This is a genomic window from uncultured Campylobacter sp. (genome assembly GCF_944323605.1).
Taxonomy (GTDB): Bacteria; Campylobacterota; Campylobacteria; order Campylobacterales; family Campylobacteraceae; genus Campylobacter_D.
Map to the genome: position 1 here is coordinate 45,075 of NZ_CALUTC010000001.1, position 15,736 is coordinate 60,810.

14 protein-coding genes are annotated in these 15,736 nt (G+C 30.1%); 10 read left to right on the forward strand and 4 right to left on the reverse strand.

Features of this window, described 5'->3' with window-relative positions:
• Window position 1: 1 nt before the first annotated feature.
• Genes Q0J35_RS00295 through Q0J35_RS00310 form a run of 4 tightly spaced genes read right to left on the reverse strand, consistent with a single transcriptional unit; the run spans window position 2 to window position 6,035 of the window.
• On the reverse strand, window positions 2-2,305 hold the full coding sequence (locus tag Q0J35_RS00295; protein WP_297191901.1) for a nucleotidyltransferase: 2,304 nt from the start codon (window positions 2,303-2,305) through the stop codon (window positions 2-4).
• Window positions 2,292-4,310 carry an alkaline phosphatase family protein gene (locus Q0J35_RS00300; RefSeq protein WP_297191903.1) on the reverse strand — a complete coding sequence of 673 codons (2,019 nt, stop codon included), beginning with the start codon at window positions 4,308-4,310 and terminating at the stop codon, window positions 2,292-2,294. The genes Q0J35_RS00295 and Q0J35_RS00300 overlap by 14 nt, the downstream gene beginning before the upstream one ends.
• Complete coding sequence (locus Q0J35_RS00305) at window positions 4,291-4,875, reverse strand: hypothetical protein (RefSeq protein WP_297191905.1); 585 nt, start codon at window positions 4,873-4,875, stop codon at window positions 4,291-4,293. The genes Q0J35_RS00300 and Q0J35_RS00305 overlap by 20 nt, the downstream gene beginning before the upstream one ends.
• On the reverse strand, window positions 4,866-6,035 hold the full coding sequence (locus Q0J35_RS00310) for a sialidase family protein (protein WP_297191907.1): 1,170 nt from the start codon (window positions 6,033-6,035) through the stop codon (window positions 4,866-4,868). The genes Q0J35_RS00305 and Q0J35_RS00310 overlap by 10 nt, the downstream gene beginning before the upstream one ends.
• Before the next feature lie 165 nt (window positions 6,036-6,200).
• Here Q0J35_RS00310 and acpP point away from each other — a divergent pair, with 165 nt between their 5' ends.
• The 10 genes from acpP (at window position 6,201) to tyrS (ending at window position 15,736) form a co-directional block, all read left to right on the forward strand.
• Complete coding sequence (gene acpP, locus Q0J35_RS00315; RefSeq protein WP_297191909.1) at window positions 6,201-6,434, forward strand: acyl carrier protein; 234 nt, start codon at window positions 6,201-6,203, stop codon at window positions 6,432-6,434.
• Window positions 6,435-6,470: 36 nt separating this feature from the next.
• Window positions 6,471-7,685, forward strand: coding sequence for a beta-ketoacyl-ACP synthase II (locus Q0J35_RS00320; RefSeq protein ID WP_297191911.1), 1,215 nt, complete (start codon window positions 6,471-6,473; stop codon window positions 7,683-7,685).
• 4 nt (window positions 7,686-7,689) lie between these two features.
• Complete coding sequence (locus Q0J35_RS00325) at window positions 7,690-8,637, forward strand: acetyl-CoA carboxylase carboxyltransferase subunit alpha (RefSeq protein ID WP_297191913.1); 948 nt, start codon at window positions 7,690-7,692, stop codon at window positions 8,635-8,637.
• A gap of 107 nt (window positions 8,638-8,744) precedes the next feature.
• Window positions 8,745-9,410, forward strand: coding sequence for an ABC transporter ATP-binding protein (locus Q0J35_RS00330; protein WP_297191916.1), 666 nt, complete (start codon window positions 8,745-8,747; stop codon window positions 9,408-9,410).
• A complete protein-coding gene (locus Q0J35_RS00335) occupies window positions 9,397-10,203 on the forward strand; it encodes an FtsX-like permease family protein (protein WP_297191918.1) in 807 nt (268 codons plus the stop codon). The genes Q0J35_RS00330 and Q0J35_RS00335 overlap by 14 nt, the downstream gene beginning before the upstream one ends.
• Complete coding sequence (locus tag Q0J35_RS00340) at window positions 10,200-11,342, forward strand: M23 family metallopeptidase (protein WP_297191920.1); 1,143 nt, start codon at window positions 10,200-10,202, stop codon at window positions 11,340-11,342. Before Q0J35_RS00335 ends, Q0J35_RS00340 begins: the two co-directional genes overlap by 4 nt.
• Before the next feature lie 51 nt (window positions 11,343-11,393).
• Window positions 11,394-12,107: a UMP kinase gene (gene pyrH / locus Q0J35_RS00345; protein ID WP_297191922.1), complete on the forward strand. Its 714-nt coding sequence runs from the start codon at window positions 11,394-11,396 to the stop codon at window positions 12,105-12,107.
• Between the two features lie 10 nt (window positions 12,108-12,117).
• Window positions 12,118-12,345: a DNA-directed RNA polymerase subunit omega gene (locus Q0J35_RS00350; RefSeq protein ID WP_297191924.1), complete on the forward strand. Its 228-nt coding sequence runs from the start codon at window positions 12,118-12,120 to the stop codon at window positions 12,343-12,345.
• Entirely contained in the window at window positions 12,329-14,521 is a 2,193-nt protein-coding gene (locus Q0J35_RS00355; RefSeq protein WP_297191926.1) for a RelA/SpoT family protein, read from the forward strand. The genes Q0J35_RS00350 and Q0J35_RS00355 overlap by 17 nt, the downstream gene beginning before the upstream one ends.
• Window positions 14,522-14,533: 12 nt before the next feature.
• On the forward strand, window positions 14,534-15,736 hold the full coding sequence (tyrS, locus tag Q0J35_RS00360) for a tyrosine--tRNA ligase (RefSeq protein ID WP_297191927.1): 1,203 nt from the start codon (window positions 14,534-14,536) through the stop codon (window positions 15,734-15,736).

The following is a 15,736-nucleotide window of genomic DNA, read 5'->3' on the forward strand; positions in this document are numbered from 1 at the left end:
TTTACTCGCTTGTTAAAGATTTTATAAACTCATCTTTTTTTTGTAAGAAAAGCTCATTTTTTTCAAAGATAAAGGTATTTCTAGTCCTTTGTCTAACCGTTTTTATTCTTGCTTCACTAAGTATTATGCCAAAATTAGCAAAAATATCCATAACAAAAGCCATTAAGCCCTTCGTGTCCTTGCTATTTAAATTTAATTTAACATAATTTTTAGAATAAGCAAGGTCAAATTTTAGCTCATCTTTTTTAATGGTCGGTTTTTTAGTCATTTTAAAATTTGTTTTTAAGCACTCTTTTAAAAGCTCATAAATTTTATCCTTTTGCTCTTTGTTTATAAGATTATCATATATAAATTTTATGTAAATTTTTTCATCAAAAAGTTCATAAAAACTCATATTAATCAAATTTAAATTAGATAGAGCCTTTAGTATATTAGCCACTCTTAAATCTCGATTCGCAAATACTTCCAAGCAAAAATTTTCTTCTATGTTTAGTATAAAATTTTCCCCCTTTCTTGCCAAAAGTGCTATATTTACTATTTCATCATTGTTATGTTTAATAAAAAATAAATTTGATTTTATATGTCTTATCTTATCTTGCATATTTTCATCAAGTTCTGTAAAAATTTTGCTTCTTTTTAAAATTTGCTCTTTTTTAACTCTTCTAAAACTTTCATCTAAAAAATTTTCATCACTTAAGGCTTCAAGACAGTTTTTAAGCAGTTCATTTAAATTTCTTATAAAAAAACTGTTATTTTCTTTTAAGGCTATAGCACTTATAAGGCTTAGTTTATGTAAAATTTTTAAAAATCTCTCATTTTTAAGCTTTGAAGTAAGTGAAAAAATTACTGTTTCATTGTAAATATCTTCTTTTAAAATAGTCTCTCTCATAAGAAAGTAATTTTTGCAAAATACAAGCCCAAATTCCACTGTTTGCATATCTAAATCAAGTTTTGCACAATAAGATCTAAAAACATTTGCTAATGAAAGCTCATTTTCCTCTCTTAAAGAGCTTAAAAGTATGCTTAGTTTTAGAATCATTGTTTCATCTTTGCTTAAGTTTAAATCCTTAAATTCGCTTAAATTTTCCTCGTAAGTCTTTAAGCATAAAAAAGCATTTTCACATAGGCTAAATTCCCTTTCAAAGTCTATTAAGAAACGTATGTTGTAAAAGGGTTTTAAAAATTCTTTTAGAAGATCACTATCAAGTAGGAGTTTTAAGGTGTAAAATGAATTATCATTATATAAAAGCTGTAAAAAATACTCATAGCAAAGCAAGAGTTCATCTTTGTCAAAATCTATTTTCTTAATCTCAAAAGCCATATATGCTTTAAATTCCTCTTTTGATTTGTATTCGCAAAGTCTTTGCATAAGTTTAGTAAGACTTAAATTTTCATAAATTTTTTTTTCATTGCTATCAAGCAAAGAAAACACGTAAGAGCAAAAAATGCCTATGAAATGCAAATTTGACATAGCCCTTGTTAAAAGCACTTCTTTTGCACTTTTGTTTTTTTTGCTTTTTATGAGTAATACCGTGCTTAATTCGTCCATTTGTTCTAATAAAAAAATATCACTTTCTTTGTCGTTTTGCAAATTCATAGCAGAGCTTAAAGACAGCAAAAAATCACTACAAAGTCTAAGTTTGCTAAGTATATCCTCATCAAAATTTTCACTTATTTTATCTTTGTAAAGTTTAAATATAATATCTAGCATATATATAAAAGAAAGTCCGCCGAAATCTTTTTTTATGTTAAATTCTTGTCTTATAAAAGGAATTTTACTAAGATTAAATTCTTTTTCACACATAGTTTTTATGTAATCTTTTTGTTTTTTTATCTCATCTATCTTTGTTTTTGCAATTTTAAATATAAGTTTAGACCCGCACAAGAAGCGAGTATTTACTAGATTAAAATTTATTACATCATTATCAAAGGCGGATAATTCTTTTATCTCGTATGACATCACGTATCCTAAATCCCCTAGTAAGCTTATTATAGCCTTTATAATCTGCCTTATTTTATAAGCTTTTAAATCCTTGTAGATAAAAAGTAAAGGAAGCTCTTGTTTTGGACAAAGCTTAAATGAGGCATAAGACTTACTAGCACATATGCAAAATGGCACATTGTTTGGTAAAAAGTCCTCAAAAAAGTTTTCAAGCACTATATCATACGCCTTTTTTACAAAATAATCTACATCTTTAGAATAATACAAGGCAAAAGAACCTTGTTTTGCAAAATGCTTATAAGAGCTTTCTTGTGTATCTTTTAGCTCTTTTTTTATTTGACTTAAAATTTCAATATTTATCAAGTTTATCCTCGTAAAGCTCATAGCCATTATAAAAAATCCACCAAGAAAGTGCTTTAGCTCTTTTTAAATCTTTCATAAGATCCTTGGCTAACTCTAAATCCTTTTCTTGCTTTTGCTTATCTTTAAAATATTCTATGCTAGATGAATCGGTAATAAAACGGTCGTTTGCACTAGCTAAGTATCCTAAAATTCTATCTCTATTTTGCAAAGATGAGGTTTTATCTGTGCTTAGCATAGCCTTTCCAAAACTAGAATATTTAAAACCATCTTTTGCTACTAAATTTACTATACTAGGCACTATATCGATGTGAGAACCACTTTCATAAACTGTGCTAAAGTCTAGGCTGGGTGCATAAAGTATAAATGGAATTTGATTTCTTATGTTTAAGCTTTCAGCTCCATATATGTATTTCATATCATAATGATCTCCCGTTACCACAAAAAGGCTATCAGGGAATTCTTTGGAGGTTTTTTGTATAAAATTTGCTATTTGCTTATCTTGATAATATATATGCGATAAAACCTTTCTTGCTAATTCTTTATTTGCAATTTTGTTTTTATTTTTTTCTATAAAAGAATCTATCTTATCAAACGGTATGTCAAATTGCTCAAGAGGGACATCGTGTGGAGGATGATATGAGGTGCTAAGAATCATAGAAAAGGTTTTTTCGTCTTTTTTAGTATTTGCTCTTATAAAATCATATAAATGGTGATCATAGGCTCCCCAAGCATTTGCAAAAGGAGCTTTTAATCCATTCTCCTTTGCAAAATTTATTATATTTGTATTGTAAAAAATATTATCAAAGCCTTGAGATGCAGTGTAAGCATCTATCCTTTGCCAAGTCCCAGAACCAGCGTAGTAAAAATAATTTTTATACCCTAACTTTTTAAATATAAAGCCCGGAGACGTCTCAAAAACAGGGCTTTTTCCAACAGATAAATTTAAAGGTATTTCAAACTGCAAAAGACCACTGATTTGAACATCTAAACTTTTTATAGTGCCAGATGCGTCTTGCAAGAAATTTTTAGCCTTAAAAGCGTGAGGAGATTTTAAAAGTTCTTTCATAGCAGAGCTTAAATTTAACTCATCAAATTCCTCATCAAAATGCCAAGCAGAATAAGACTCTGCTATCAAATAAAATATATGTTTTACTTCTTTGTGAGAAGGATTTTTCACTGTATGTTCTAAAGCTTTTAACAAATTTATGCTTGAGTTTTGTTCGGAGATATTTTTATCTTTAACAAACGCTTTGGCTACTTGTAATGGATCTTCATCTATATAATCTTTAAAATTTGAATTATAAATTTGTTTGTAAGCCTTAAATACATAAAACAAATCCCTAAAGCTTCCAAAGGTGGTTTTTCTTAAGAAAATGTTTTCTACAGGCACAAGCTCTTTTCCAAGCGATATGCCTTTAAAACCAAATGTTGAATTTATAGCAAATGTGCTTAGCAGTGCAAAGATTATGAAGAGAGCAAAATTTTTAATATATGATTTTTTATTTTCATCAAAGCTTGAAATTTGTAGTAAAAATTTTAAAATAATATAAAAAAATACACTTAAAATAAGCCATATTAAAAATTTAAAGCCAAGATTAAAATCTCCGCTTAATGCTGTATCAAATATAGCTTTTTTATCATCAAACACCAAGCCAAGTAAAGTAGCATTAAAAACATCTTTATAAATTTCATAAAAGCCTATGTTGGCTATATTTACAAAAACAGTTATTAAGATTGTTATAAATGCGTAAAATTTTGCTATTTTATAACTAAAAATTCTTAGCAAAAAAAACAAAACTGCCAAAGCCCCTATAATCTGCCCATCATATCTAAAGGCATTATATGCACTTTTAAATATATCATCAAGACTAGCTTCGCCAAGCTCTGATTGATACACTCCAATATATAAAAAAAATAAAAGTCTTAAAACAAAAAATAAAAAATACAAGAAAAAGAAAAATATAAAACATTGATATAGTAGGGATTTAAAGCTTTGTTTTTGCACTTTTACACCTTTTTATGAATTTTTTTATCAGAAAAAACGAGCTAAATACTATAGAAAATATGAAAATATATACACAAAATAAGACATTAAAAATATTTTTATCTAAAAACCAAGATATAAAAACGCATATTAAAGCTATGTAAGCCATATTTTTATCAAAAATATATAGCAAGACTAAGAAAACAAATGCAAAAATAGAATCTAAAAAGATTAAATTTATATTTGTTGTATCTATTTTTATTAAGTTTAAATTTATAAGAAATACTAAAGCTATTATAAGGCTTAAAAAAATAAAAGCATAGGGATTAAATTTGCTTGTGATATTTAGAATTTTTTTAAGCAATGCAAAACAAAGCAAAAGCACTGCAAATATAGACGGCTCATCAAAAAAAGAATACAAAAGCTCTAAAAACGAATAATAAACACCAAAATCACTCTTGTAAAATGGCACGATGCTTGCTAAACCTATAATGGTAAAAACTAAAATTTTATACATTTTTTTAGATAAAATCTTATCCACACACAACAAAAGACTTATAAAAAATGCACTAGCTGTTAAAAACAAGGCTTATCCTTTAAATTTGCTTGAGCTAGAAAGATTAATGGCAAGATATTAAGCCCTATTTTAACTCTATCGTATGTATAGCTTGTGTAAAGCATAGAATTTTCTATCAACACACTAGGATAGGAGATTTCTTGAGATTTATCTAAGGTATAAATTTCGCAAAGTTTTTTGCCGTTTAAAGCGTATATTACAAGCTCTTTACGACGATTTTTTTCATCATCGCTTTTGTTTTGTATTAAAAATGTATGTAATTTTTTGTCTTGGTAAAATGAAAAGAGCAAATTCGCACTGTCGTAATTTTTAAGCCCTGTTTCAAACGGTTTTTCACACTTTGCATTTATATCGCATTTTTGCAAAAATAAAGTATTATCATAAGTATTGTAATTTCTAAAAGAAAGCAAAATTTCTTTTTCATTTAATACTGTCATACTTGGTTGAAGTTGATTTTTAAGAGAATTTATCCTTTTTGCGTATAAGAATTTTCCATTCTCATCAAAATATGCTAAAAGTGGATATTTTCTGGCTAATTCATGATATATAGGCAGCATAAAACCACTTTGATTGAGTTGATTATCTTGCATTAAAACAGCATTATTTCTAACAAGATGTGATAAATTCGCTATAAGCCCTAGTTTTAACTCTTCTTTATATTGTAGTTTTTCTACTTCTTCATCAAAAGCAAGATGATAAATTTTTGAAGTAGCCCAGCCTCCAAGACTAACTCCGACAACAAAAAGATGAGTTTTTCCGTTTAAATCTGTAAAGACTACTGGATTACCAAGCTTTTTTATAAATTTGCCACTCATATCAGAAAGCATAGATGAATCTAAAATTTTTTTAGGATTTTTCATTGAATTTAAATCATCTAAAAAGATTTGATATATAGCTACATCAGTTGCACCTTCTCTTGTCCCAGCAAAAAAAACCAGCATATTTCCTTTTTTAGTATGTGTTAAAGAGCTTGAGTGTGAGTGAAGGCTTGCAGTTTTATCTTCTTTATCTTTAGTAAAATATCTTGTGTGAAATATGTATTTATTTTCTTCATTTTTTTTATTTAAAATAAAATTTGAGTTTGAAAAATCTTTATGCAAAGGATTATTTGTAAAAAGTAAAAAGCTAAGCACTAAGGATAAAGTTGTGAAAAATATAAAATTTTTCATTCAAAGCCTTTTTTGTATTTTAAATAAAAGTTAAATTATACAAAATAAAGATGTAAAATCCCACAATTTTTTTCAAAAAAAACATTTTTTTTAAAATACTTTTACTTTGTTAAACTTTTTTATTATAAAATACTTTTTTAGTAACAAAAAAATTAGGGAGAAAAAATGGCAACTTTTGAAGATGTTAAAGCTGTTGTTGTAGAACAACTAAGTGTTGAGGCTGATTCTGTTAAAATGGAATCCAAGATTATAGAAGATTTAGGTGCTGATTCGCTAGATGTTGTTGAGCTTGTTATGGCTTTAGAGGAGAAATTTGGCGTAGAGATACCTGATAGCGAAGCTGAAAAACTTCTTACTATAAAAGATGTGGTGGATTATATAGAAAAAATACAAAAATAATTTAGCCTATTTTACTGGCTTTTCAAGGAGAAAATTTTGGCAAGAATTGTAATTACAGGTATAGGAATGATAAATGCACTTGGCTTAGATAAAGATTCTTCTTTTAATGCCATATGCGAAGGTAAAAGCGGGGTAGATAAAATAAGTCTCTTTGATGCGAGTGATTTTCCTGTGCAAATTGCTGCCGAAGTTAAAAACTTTGATCCAGCACAGTATATAGACCCAAAAGAAATAAAAAAACTAGACCGTTTTATACAACTTGGCATAAAAGCTGCTAGAGACGCTATGCAAGATGCTGCTTTAGGCGATGATTTTGATAAGGATAGTTTTGGAGTAGTTTCTGGAGCTGGTATAGGTGGTTTGCCAAATATAGAGAAAAATTCTATTACCTGTTTTGAAAAAGGAGCTAGAAAAATCACTCCATTTTTCATACCATCAGCACTTGTTAATATGTTAGGTGGTGTTATATCTATAGAACATAGCTTAAAGGGACCAAATTTGGCCTGTGTAACTGCTTGTGCTGCAAGCACTCACGCTATAGGAGAGGCTTACAAAAGTATAAGTTTAGGGACTGCTAAAAAAATGCTGGTTGTTGGTGCTGAAGCTGCTATTTGTCCGGTTGGTATAGGTGGTTTTGCTGCTATGAAAGCACTTTCCACTAGAAATGATGATCCAAAAAAAGCTTCAAGACCTTTTGATAAGGGTAGAGACGGTTTTGTTATGGGAGAAGGTGCAGCTGCTTTAGTGCTAGAAGAATACGAAGACGCTAAAAAAAGAGGTGCTAAAATTTATGCTGAATTATTAGGTTTTGGCGAAAGTGCTGATGCGCATCATATAACTTCTCCTACTCTTGATGGTCCATTAAGAGCTATGCAAATGGCTTTGAAAATGGCTAATAATGTAAAAATAGACTACATAAATGCACATGGCACTTCAACTCCTGCAAACGATAAAAATGAAACGGCTGCCATACGAGCTTTATTTAAGGATTATACACCGCTTGTAAGTTCTACTAAAGGTCAAATTGGGCATTGTTTAGGTGCTGCTGGTGCTTTAGAGGCTGTTATATCTATAATGGCTTTAAACAAAGGCATAGTTCCGCCTACCATAAATCAAGAAGAAAAAGATGATGATTGCGATCTTGATTATGTAGCAAATACCGCTAGAAAAGCCGACTTAAAAGCGGTTATGAGTAATTCTTTTGGTTTTGGTGGCACTAATGGTTCTTTAATTTTTGCAAAAGTGGATTGATAAAATGGCTTCTTATTTGGATTTTGAAAAAAATATACAGCAAATAGATGAGGATATAACTAACGCAAAAATAAAGGGCGACAAAGAAGCGGTAAAAATACTAGAAAAGAATCTAGAAAAAGAGATTTCAAAAACTTATAAAAATTTGACCGACTTTCAGAGATTGCAACTTGCACGACACCCTGATAGACCTTATGCACTTGATTATATAGAACTTATACTAAATGATGCTTATGAAATTCACGGGGATAGGACATTTAGAGATGACCCTTCAATAGTTTGTTTTGCTGGTTATCTAGGATCAAGAAAGATTATGGTTATAGGTGAGCAAAAAGGTAGAGGAACAAATGATAAAATTTATAGAAATTTCGGTATGCCTCACCCTGAAGGATACAGAAAGGCTTTGAGAGTAGCTAAATTAGCAGAAAAATTTTCAATACCGGTTTTATTTCTCATAGATACTCCCGGAGCGTATCCTGGAATAGGTGCAGAAGAAAGAGGACAAAGTGAGGCTATAGCTAGAAATTTGTATGAACTTAGCTCTTTACAGACTATAACTATAGGAGTGGTTATAGGAGAAGGAGGGAGTGGCGGAGCATTAGCCGTAGGTGTTGCTGATAGACTTGCTATGATGAAAAATTCTGTCTTTTCTGTAATATCTCCAGAAGGTTGTGCTGCTATACTTTGGAATGATCCTACTAAGAGTGAGCAAGCTGCTAAAGCTTTAAAAATAACAGCTGATGATTTAAAAAAACAAGAACTTATAGATTTCGTTATCGATGAACCTGTGAATGGGGCACATAGAAATAAGGAAAAAGCAGCTTCTAATTTGGCTAACTATGTAGGCAAGGTTTTAGATGAATTAGAAAAAGTGGATATAAGAGAACTTGTAGCAGACCGTATGCATAAAATACTTACAAAAGGTGTTTATAGCGAAGAGCAAGCTAAATAAGTTTATTCTTTTTCTTTGAAATTCTAAAAAATGCTTTTATTTTTAAGTTTGTTAATCCTTAATTTACTATATTTTATCACAGTATAAAACAAAATTAGGAGATTGTTATGCCTGTTTTAATCAAAGCACAAAATTTATGTTTAGGATATGATGAGCTTGTGATTAATAAGGCTAATTTTGTCTTTAATGATAGCGATTTTGTGTTTATAACGGGTAAAAGTGGAAGTGGCAAATCCACTCTTTTGAAATCTTTTTATGGAGATTTAGAACCTCTTTCTGGCAAGCTAACTGTTTGCGAAAGTGCATTAGAAAATATATCAAACAATGAACTTTTAGCACTTAGACAAAAGATAGGTATTATTTTTCAAGACTATAAGCTTATAAAGGAATTTAGCATAGAAAAAAATGTTATGCTTCCTTTGATGATAAAAGGATATAGCAAGAAAATTTGTGAAGAGCAGAGTGCAAAGCTCTTAAAGCACGTAGAACTAACCTTTAAAGCAAAGAAAAAACCAGACCAGCTTTCGGGCGGAGAACAACAAAGAGCAGCTATGGCTAGAGCCTTGGCACATAATCCTAAACTCCTGCTTTGTGATGAGCCGACAGGAAATTTAGATGAGTATTCATCTGATATTATTTGGACTTTGTTAAAGTCAGCAAAAGAGTTATTAGGCACTTGTGTAGTCGTGGTAACGCACAGAATTCCTACAAATTTAAGGCTTAATTATAGATTGTTTAACATAATAAATGGAAAAATGGATGAAATTTTTTAGGACACATCTATCGCTTATATTGCCGTTATTTTTTATGACCTTTGCTTTTGAGTGCATACTCATCATAAATCAAACAGTAAAGCATTACGAGCAAAGTTTTAATGAGGATTATAATATAATAATAGTAAGCAAAGATGAACTTAGAAAGGAAAAATTACAAGCACAGCTTCCACAAATTTTTTCTTTAAGACAAATTGATTCTAAATATCTTTTAGAAAGAGTAAAAAACGACATATCCCAGAACAATCTTGTGTTATTAGAAAAATCTTTGCCAAAATTTTATAGTTTAAAACTTGACTATTTACCACATCAATCCGAATTAAATGAGATAAAACAAAAGCTTTCTAGTATGTCTGGCATATCTAAGGTAGAAGTTTTTGCTAAAACTTATGATAATGTATATACCTTGTTAAATCTTGTTAAGTCTATTTTGTGGTTATTTTTATTTATTATTATTTTACTTAGTTTAGTTTTATTCTTAAAACAAATGCGAATTTGGCTTTACGAGCATACCGAGCGTATAGAAATTATGTGTCTGTTTGGGGCTGCATTTTGGTTTCGTTCTCTTATACTCTATAAAATAGTAATATTTGACTGTTTTGTAGCCTGTGCTTTACTTTTTGCTTGTTTTGAATATGTTTTTTCTTTAGATTTTATAGCAAATACATTTTTAAGCTTAAATATGCAGGTTTTAGATATAAATTTTTTACTCCACATAAGCATAATATTTACTGTTACCATAATAGTTTCTTTGCTTTGCGTAAATTCTGTTATGTTTAAAGTTAAAAAATGAGATATATTTTTATATTTTTAAGCCTTTCTTTTTTTTTATTTGCAAATGATGTTGATAAAAATTTGCAAGAAAATGAAAAAATACAAAAGCAACTTAATAAAAAATTAGAGGAATTAGCAGCAGATATAGTAAAGGGCGAACAAAATTTAAAACAGATAGCTTCTCAAATTCAAAATTTAAGCAGCAAACGCAATGAATTAAATACTATAGTTGATGCTCAAAATAAAGAGCTAGAGCTTTTAAATTCCCAAAATCAAAACCTTTTAAAAGATAAAAATGAAATGGAAAATAAGCTTATAAATTTAATAGCTAAAGATTTTGCACTTGATATAAGCATACCCAGCGGTTATTTAGAAAGCGAGGAAAGTTTTATGGCTTTTGAGCTTTTAAGCAGTTTAGATTCTGTTTTTAAGGAAGAATTTTACAAGCTTTCTAAGGATTATGAGGAAATTTCAAAATTAATCACCCAAAAACAAGGACAAATAGAAGGAATTAATACAAATTTACAAAAATACAAAAATGAATTAAATAGCCTTGAGAATTTAAGACAAAAGCAAATCAATGAAATAAAAGAGCAAAAAACAAATAGGGCTATTTATAATAAAAGATTAGATGATTTGCAAAAACAGCAAAAAGAGCTAAGAGCCACATTAGAAGAGCTTCAGATAACTCAAAGCCCACCACCAAAAAGCAACAAAACAAATGTAAGACAGCTTGGCTCTAGCTATCAAGGAAGTAAGGTAAAAAAATACACTGGTAGAAAAACCATAGCACCGCTTGAAAATTTTACCGTAAAGCAAAAATTTGGAAATTTTACAGACCCAATTTACAAGATAAAGATATTTAATGAAAATGTAGTTTTAAGAAGTAAAACCCAAAACGCTACCGTAAAAAGCGTTTTGTCCGGCAAGGTTGTATTTGCAAAGGAAACAAATTTGCTTCAAAGAGTTGTAATTGTAGAGCATAGTAATTCTTTGCACACTATTTATGCACATTTAGATAGGATTTCTCCTACTATAAAGGTCGGTAAAAATGTAAAAAAAGGCGAAGTTTTAGGTAGAGTTCAAGATGATTTAACATTTGAAGTAACTCAAGAAAAATTTCATATAAATCCTTTAGAATTAATAAGCTTAAATTAGCCATTGTTAAGCCTTTTAGAGTATAATTGCTTTTGATTATGAGGAGAATTTATGAGCGAGAAAAAAAGAATTTTGATAAAGTTTTCAGGGGAAGCTTTAGCTGGAAATAACGGCTTTGGTATAGAAAATTCTATTTTAAAATATATAGCTTCTGAGATTAAAAAACTAATATTAAGCGATATAGAAGTTGGCATAGTTATAGGCGGTGGAAATATTATACGAGGCGTTTCTGCTGCAAGAGATGGTTTGATAAAAAGAACAAGTGGCGATCATATGGGAATGCTAGCAACCGTTATAAATGCCATAGCTATGCAAGAAGCTTTGGAAAGCTCTGGGCTTGAAGTGAGAGTTCAAAGTGCTATACAAATGGAAGCTTTTTGCGAAACCTACATAATGAGACGAGCACAAAGACATTTAGACAAGGGTAGGGTAGTGATATTTGCAGCAGGCACTGGTAATCCTTATTTTACAACCGATACCACCGCTATATTAAGAGCATTAGAAACTCAATCTGATATGGTTATAAAAGCCACTAAAGTAAATGGAGTTTATGATAAAGATCCACACAAATTTGAAGATGCTAGATTTTTAGATACCTTAAGCTATGAAGACGCTATGAAAGATGAGATAAAAGTGATGGACAATACTGCCATAGCTTTAGCTAGAGACAATTCTTTACCTATAGTGGTTTGCAATATGTTTGAAGAGGATAATTTATTAAAAATAATAAAAGGAGACTACAGTAATTGCTCTGTAGTTAAATGAAAGGAATATTATGCAAGAAAATATAGAACAAATAGTAGCGAAAGCACTTGAAAAAATGGATAATGATAGATATAAATTATCTGTTGTAGTAGCTAAAAGAGCCGAAGAATTAGCAAATGGTGCTTCACCAAAAGTTAATCTCGATAAAAATAAAGTAAAATACGCAGATATAGCACTCTATGAAATAGCACAAGATAAATTGCAGATATTAGAGAATAAAGTTGAGAATAGTCAATGAAAACCTCTTGTTAGAGGATTTGGTAGAAAAAGCAAAAGATTGTAGCGATATAGAAGAAGCAAAGAATATACTTTTCTCTGTTTATCTTCCAAGCGACAATATAAAAAGAGCTGTTGAATTTTGCATTAAGGCACATGAAGGTCAATTTAGAAAGGCAGGAGGTGCTTATGCCACTCATCCTATACTAGTTTCCTCTTTTGTAGCCTTTTTGAGTGCTGATGAATCTATGATAATAGCTGCTTTATTGCACGATGTTATAGAAGATACTCAGTATGGAGAAGATATTGTTAGAAAAGAATTTGGAAATGATGTTTGTGTCTTAGTTTGTGCTCTTACTAAAATAACAGAGATAAGAGAGGATAAATTTAGCTCAAAGGCTGATAAGAACTTGACAAAATCAGCCCTTTCTTTTAGAAATATGCTTTTAACCAGCATTAGCGATGTTGGAGTTTTGGTAATAAAACTTTGCGATAGACTTCATAATATGCTTACTTTAGATAGTTTAAGGGAGGATAAGCAAAGAAGGATTAGCGAAGAAACTCTAGTTGTTTATGCACCCATAGCACATAGACTTGGAATTTCAAGCCTTAAAAATTATCTTGAGGATTTAAGCTTTAAATACCTTTTGCCAGATGAATACAAGCAAATAGATAGATATATAAATTCAAACGATCAAAAAATGCAAATAGCCTTGAATGAATTTATAAATAAGGTAGAGCTTTTATTTGCTCAAAACCGTTTTAGACCAAATTCATTTGAAATTCATAAAAGAGTAAAGCACAGTTATTCTGTGTATTTGAAAATGCAAAGAAAGGGCATTGGTATAGAAGAGGTTTTAGATCTTTTAGGTATTAGAATACTTCTTGAAAATACTTTAGCTTGTTATGCGGCTCTTGGGATTTTGCATACAAATTTTAATCCTCTTGTATCTAGGTTTAAAGATTATATAGCTTTGCCAAAGCAAAATGGCTATCAAACGCTACATACCACACTTTTTGATACAAAAAATATAATAGAAACTCAAATTCGCACATTTGATATGCATAAAATTGCAGAATTTGGCATAGCAGCTCACTGGCGTTATAAGGAAGGTATGAGTGCTTCTAAACCAAAGCTAGATTGGCTTAACGATATATCAATGCAAAGTGCAAATACCGTCGCAAAGCCAGAAAATTATAGTGCTATAGAATTATATGAATACGCAAAAGATAGTTTATATACAGAAGATATAGCTGTTTATTCCCCAAAAGGAGAAATTTTTACCCTCCCTAGAGGTGCTACTGTGCTTGATTTTGCTTATGAAGTGCATACTAAGGTTGGTTTGCACGCTGAAAGTGCTTATGTGAACCGTATAAAAGTGCCTCTTTTAACCGAACTTAAAAATGGAGATATAGTTAGGATAGTTACTTCAAACAAGAGGTTTTACCGCTCATCTTGGATAGATAGTGTAAAGACAGGCAAGGCTAAAGTGGCTATGAAAGAATTTTGCAAACAAAAGATAAGAGAGGTAAATTTACAAACAGCTCTTAATATACTTTCTTTCATTTTTTCAAGCCCTAAAGATGAAATTTTATCTTGGATAGAAAAAGAAAATTTAGGAAAAAATATAAGACGTTTAAGCAGTGATAGCTCATATCTTAAAGATGTTGTAGCAAATTTGAAAAAATATGCTAAAAAATCATACTTTTTTGAAAAATATGATATAAAAGAACAGAAATTTGACAATATAACAGTCTTTTGCAATCAAAGAATTTCAAGCGTTTCTTTTGACTTTTGTTGTAAGCCAAAAAGAGGCGATGAGATAGTAGCCTTTGTTGAAGCCTCAAATGTTACTTTGCATAATAAGCTTTGTGATAAGGCTGATAAATTTATAGAAGAATGCAAAGATATGGTATTTGTGGAATGGAATAGCAAAAGCTCTAAAAGCTATAAGATTATATTTACTTTAGATAATAAAAGAGGTGCTTTGGCTGAATTTTTAACTTATCTTTCTAGAATAGGAGCAAGCATTTTATCTATAAATGTAAATGATGAGAGAAACGAGCTTAGCAATGATTATTTTGAAACAAAAGTAGAATTTCCGGTTAATTCAAATATAAATTTAATCAAGGAAAGACTAATGGCAAATTATAAAATTTTAGATTTTACGTCTTTAGATGATGCGTATAATCAATAGAGGAAAATGTTTATGGATATAGCAAAAATTATGCAAGATATAAAAAAAGGTTGTGCCGAAATAATAGGAGAACAAAGGCTTGAAGAATTAATCAGAAATTATTATGAAAAAAATGAGAATTTCTTTGTAAAAGCAGGATTTGACCCAACCGCACCAGATTTACACTTAGGACATAGTGTCGTTTTAAATAAAATGGCACTTTTGCAAAAACACGGTGCTATAATACAGTTTTTAATAGGTGATTTTACAGCTCAAATCGGAGATCCAAGCGGTAAATCCGCTACTAGAAAACCTTTAACAAAGGATGAGGTTTTAAAAAATGCAAAAACTTATGAAGAGCAGGTTTTTAAAATTTTAAACAAAGAAAAAACTGTGCTTTGTTTTAATTCTAAGTGGCTAAATGACTTAGGAAGTGCTGGTATAATAAAGCTAAGTGCTACATTTAATGTTGCTAGAATGCTAGAAAGAGATGATTTTGAAAAAAGATTTAAAGCACAAAATCCGATTTCTATTTGCGAGTTTTTATATCCTTTGCTTCAGGGTTATGATAGCGTTGCTCTTAAAAGTGATATTGAAATGGGCGGAACAGACCAGAAATTCAATCTCTTAATGGGAAGGCACCTTCAAAGAACTTACGAACTTGGAAAAGAACAAGTAGTTTTTATGATGCCATTACTTGTAGGGCTTGATGGCGTGCAAAAGATGAGTAAAAGTTTAGGTAATTATATAGGCATAACAGAAAACGCAAACGATATGTATGCTAAAATTCTTAGCATAAGCGATGAATTAATGCTTTCTTATTATGAACTTTTAAGCGATATTTCTTTTGATGATTTTCAAAATTTAAAAAAAGATCTTAAAAATTCAACTCTACACCCAAAAAAAGCCAAGGAAAATTTAGCTATTGAGCTTGTAGATAGATTTCATTCAAAAGAAAAAGCTATAATGGCAAAAAATGAATTTGATAAGATACATAGTGCAAATGAATTGCCTACTGTTATTGACGAATTTGAATGCGAGAATGAAATTTGGCTTGCAAAGGCTTTGGTATTATGTGGTTTAGAAAGCTCAACCTCTGCAGCCAGACGGAGCATAAAGGCGAATTCTGTTAGTGTAAATTTGAAAAAAGTAAAGGATGAACAAATGCAACTTTGTAAAGGAGATTATGTTTTGCAGTTAGGTAAGAGAAAATTCGCAAGGCTAAAGGTTAAATAG

Excerpts from the sequence above, each read along its gene's own strand:
- Q0J35_RS00310 (WP_297191907.1), bottom strand. The coding sequence starts at position 6,035 with ATGAAAAATTTTATATTTTTCACAACTTTATCCTTAGTGCTTAGCTTT.
- acpP (WP_297191909.1), top strand. The coding sequence starts at position 6,201 with ATGGCAACTTTTGAAGATGTTAAAGCTGTTGTTGTAGAACAACTAAGT.
- Q0J35_RS00325 (WP_297191913.1), top strand. The coding sequence starts at position 7,690 with ATGGCTTCTTATTTGGATTTTGAAAAAAATATACAGCAAATAGATGAG.
- Q0J35_RS00330 (WP_297191916.1), top strand. The coding sequence starts at position 8,745 with ATGCCTGTTTTAATCAAAGCACAAAATTTATGTTTAGGATATGATGAG.
- Q0J35_RS00335 (WP_297191918.1), top strand. The coding sequence starts at position 9,397 with ATGAAATTTTTTAGGACACATCTATCGCTTATATTGCCGTTATTTTTT.
- Q0J35_RS00340 (WP_297191920.1), top strand. The coding sequence starts at position 10,200 with ATGAGATATATTTTTATATTTTTAAGCCTTTCTTTTTTTTTATTTGCA.
- pyrH (WP_297191922.1), top strand. The coding sequence starts at position 11,394 with ATGAGCGAGAAAAAAAGAATTTTGATAAAGTTTTCAGGGGAAGCTTTA.
- Q0J35_RS00350 (WP_297191924.1), top strand. The coding sequence starts at position 12,118 with ATGCAAGAAAATATAGAACAAATAGTAGCGAAAGCACTTGAAAAAATG.
- tyrS (WP_297191927.1), top strand. The coding sequence starts at position 14,534 with ATGGATATAGCAAAAATTATGCAAGATATAAAAAAAGGTTGTGCCGAA.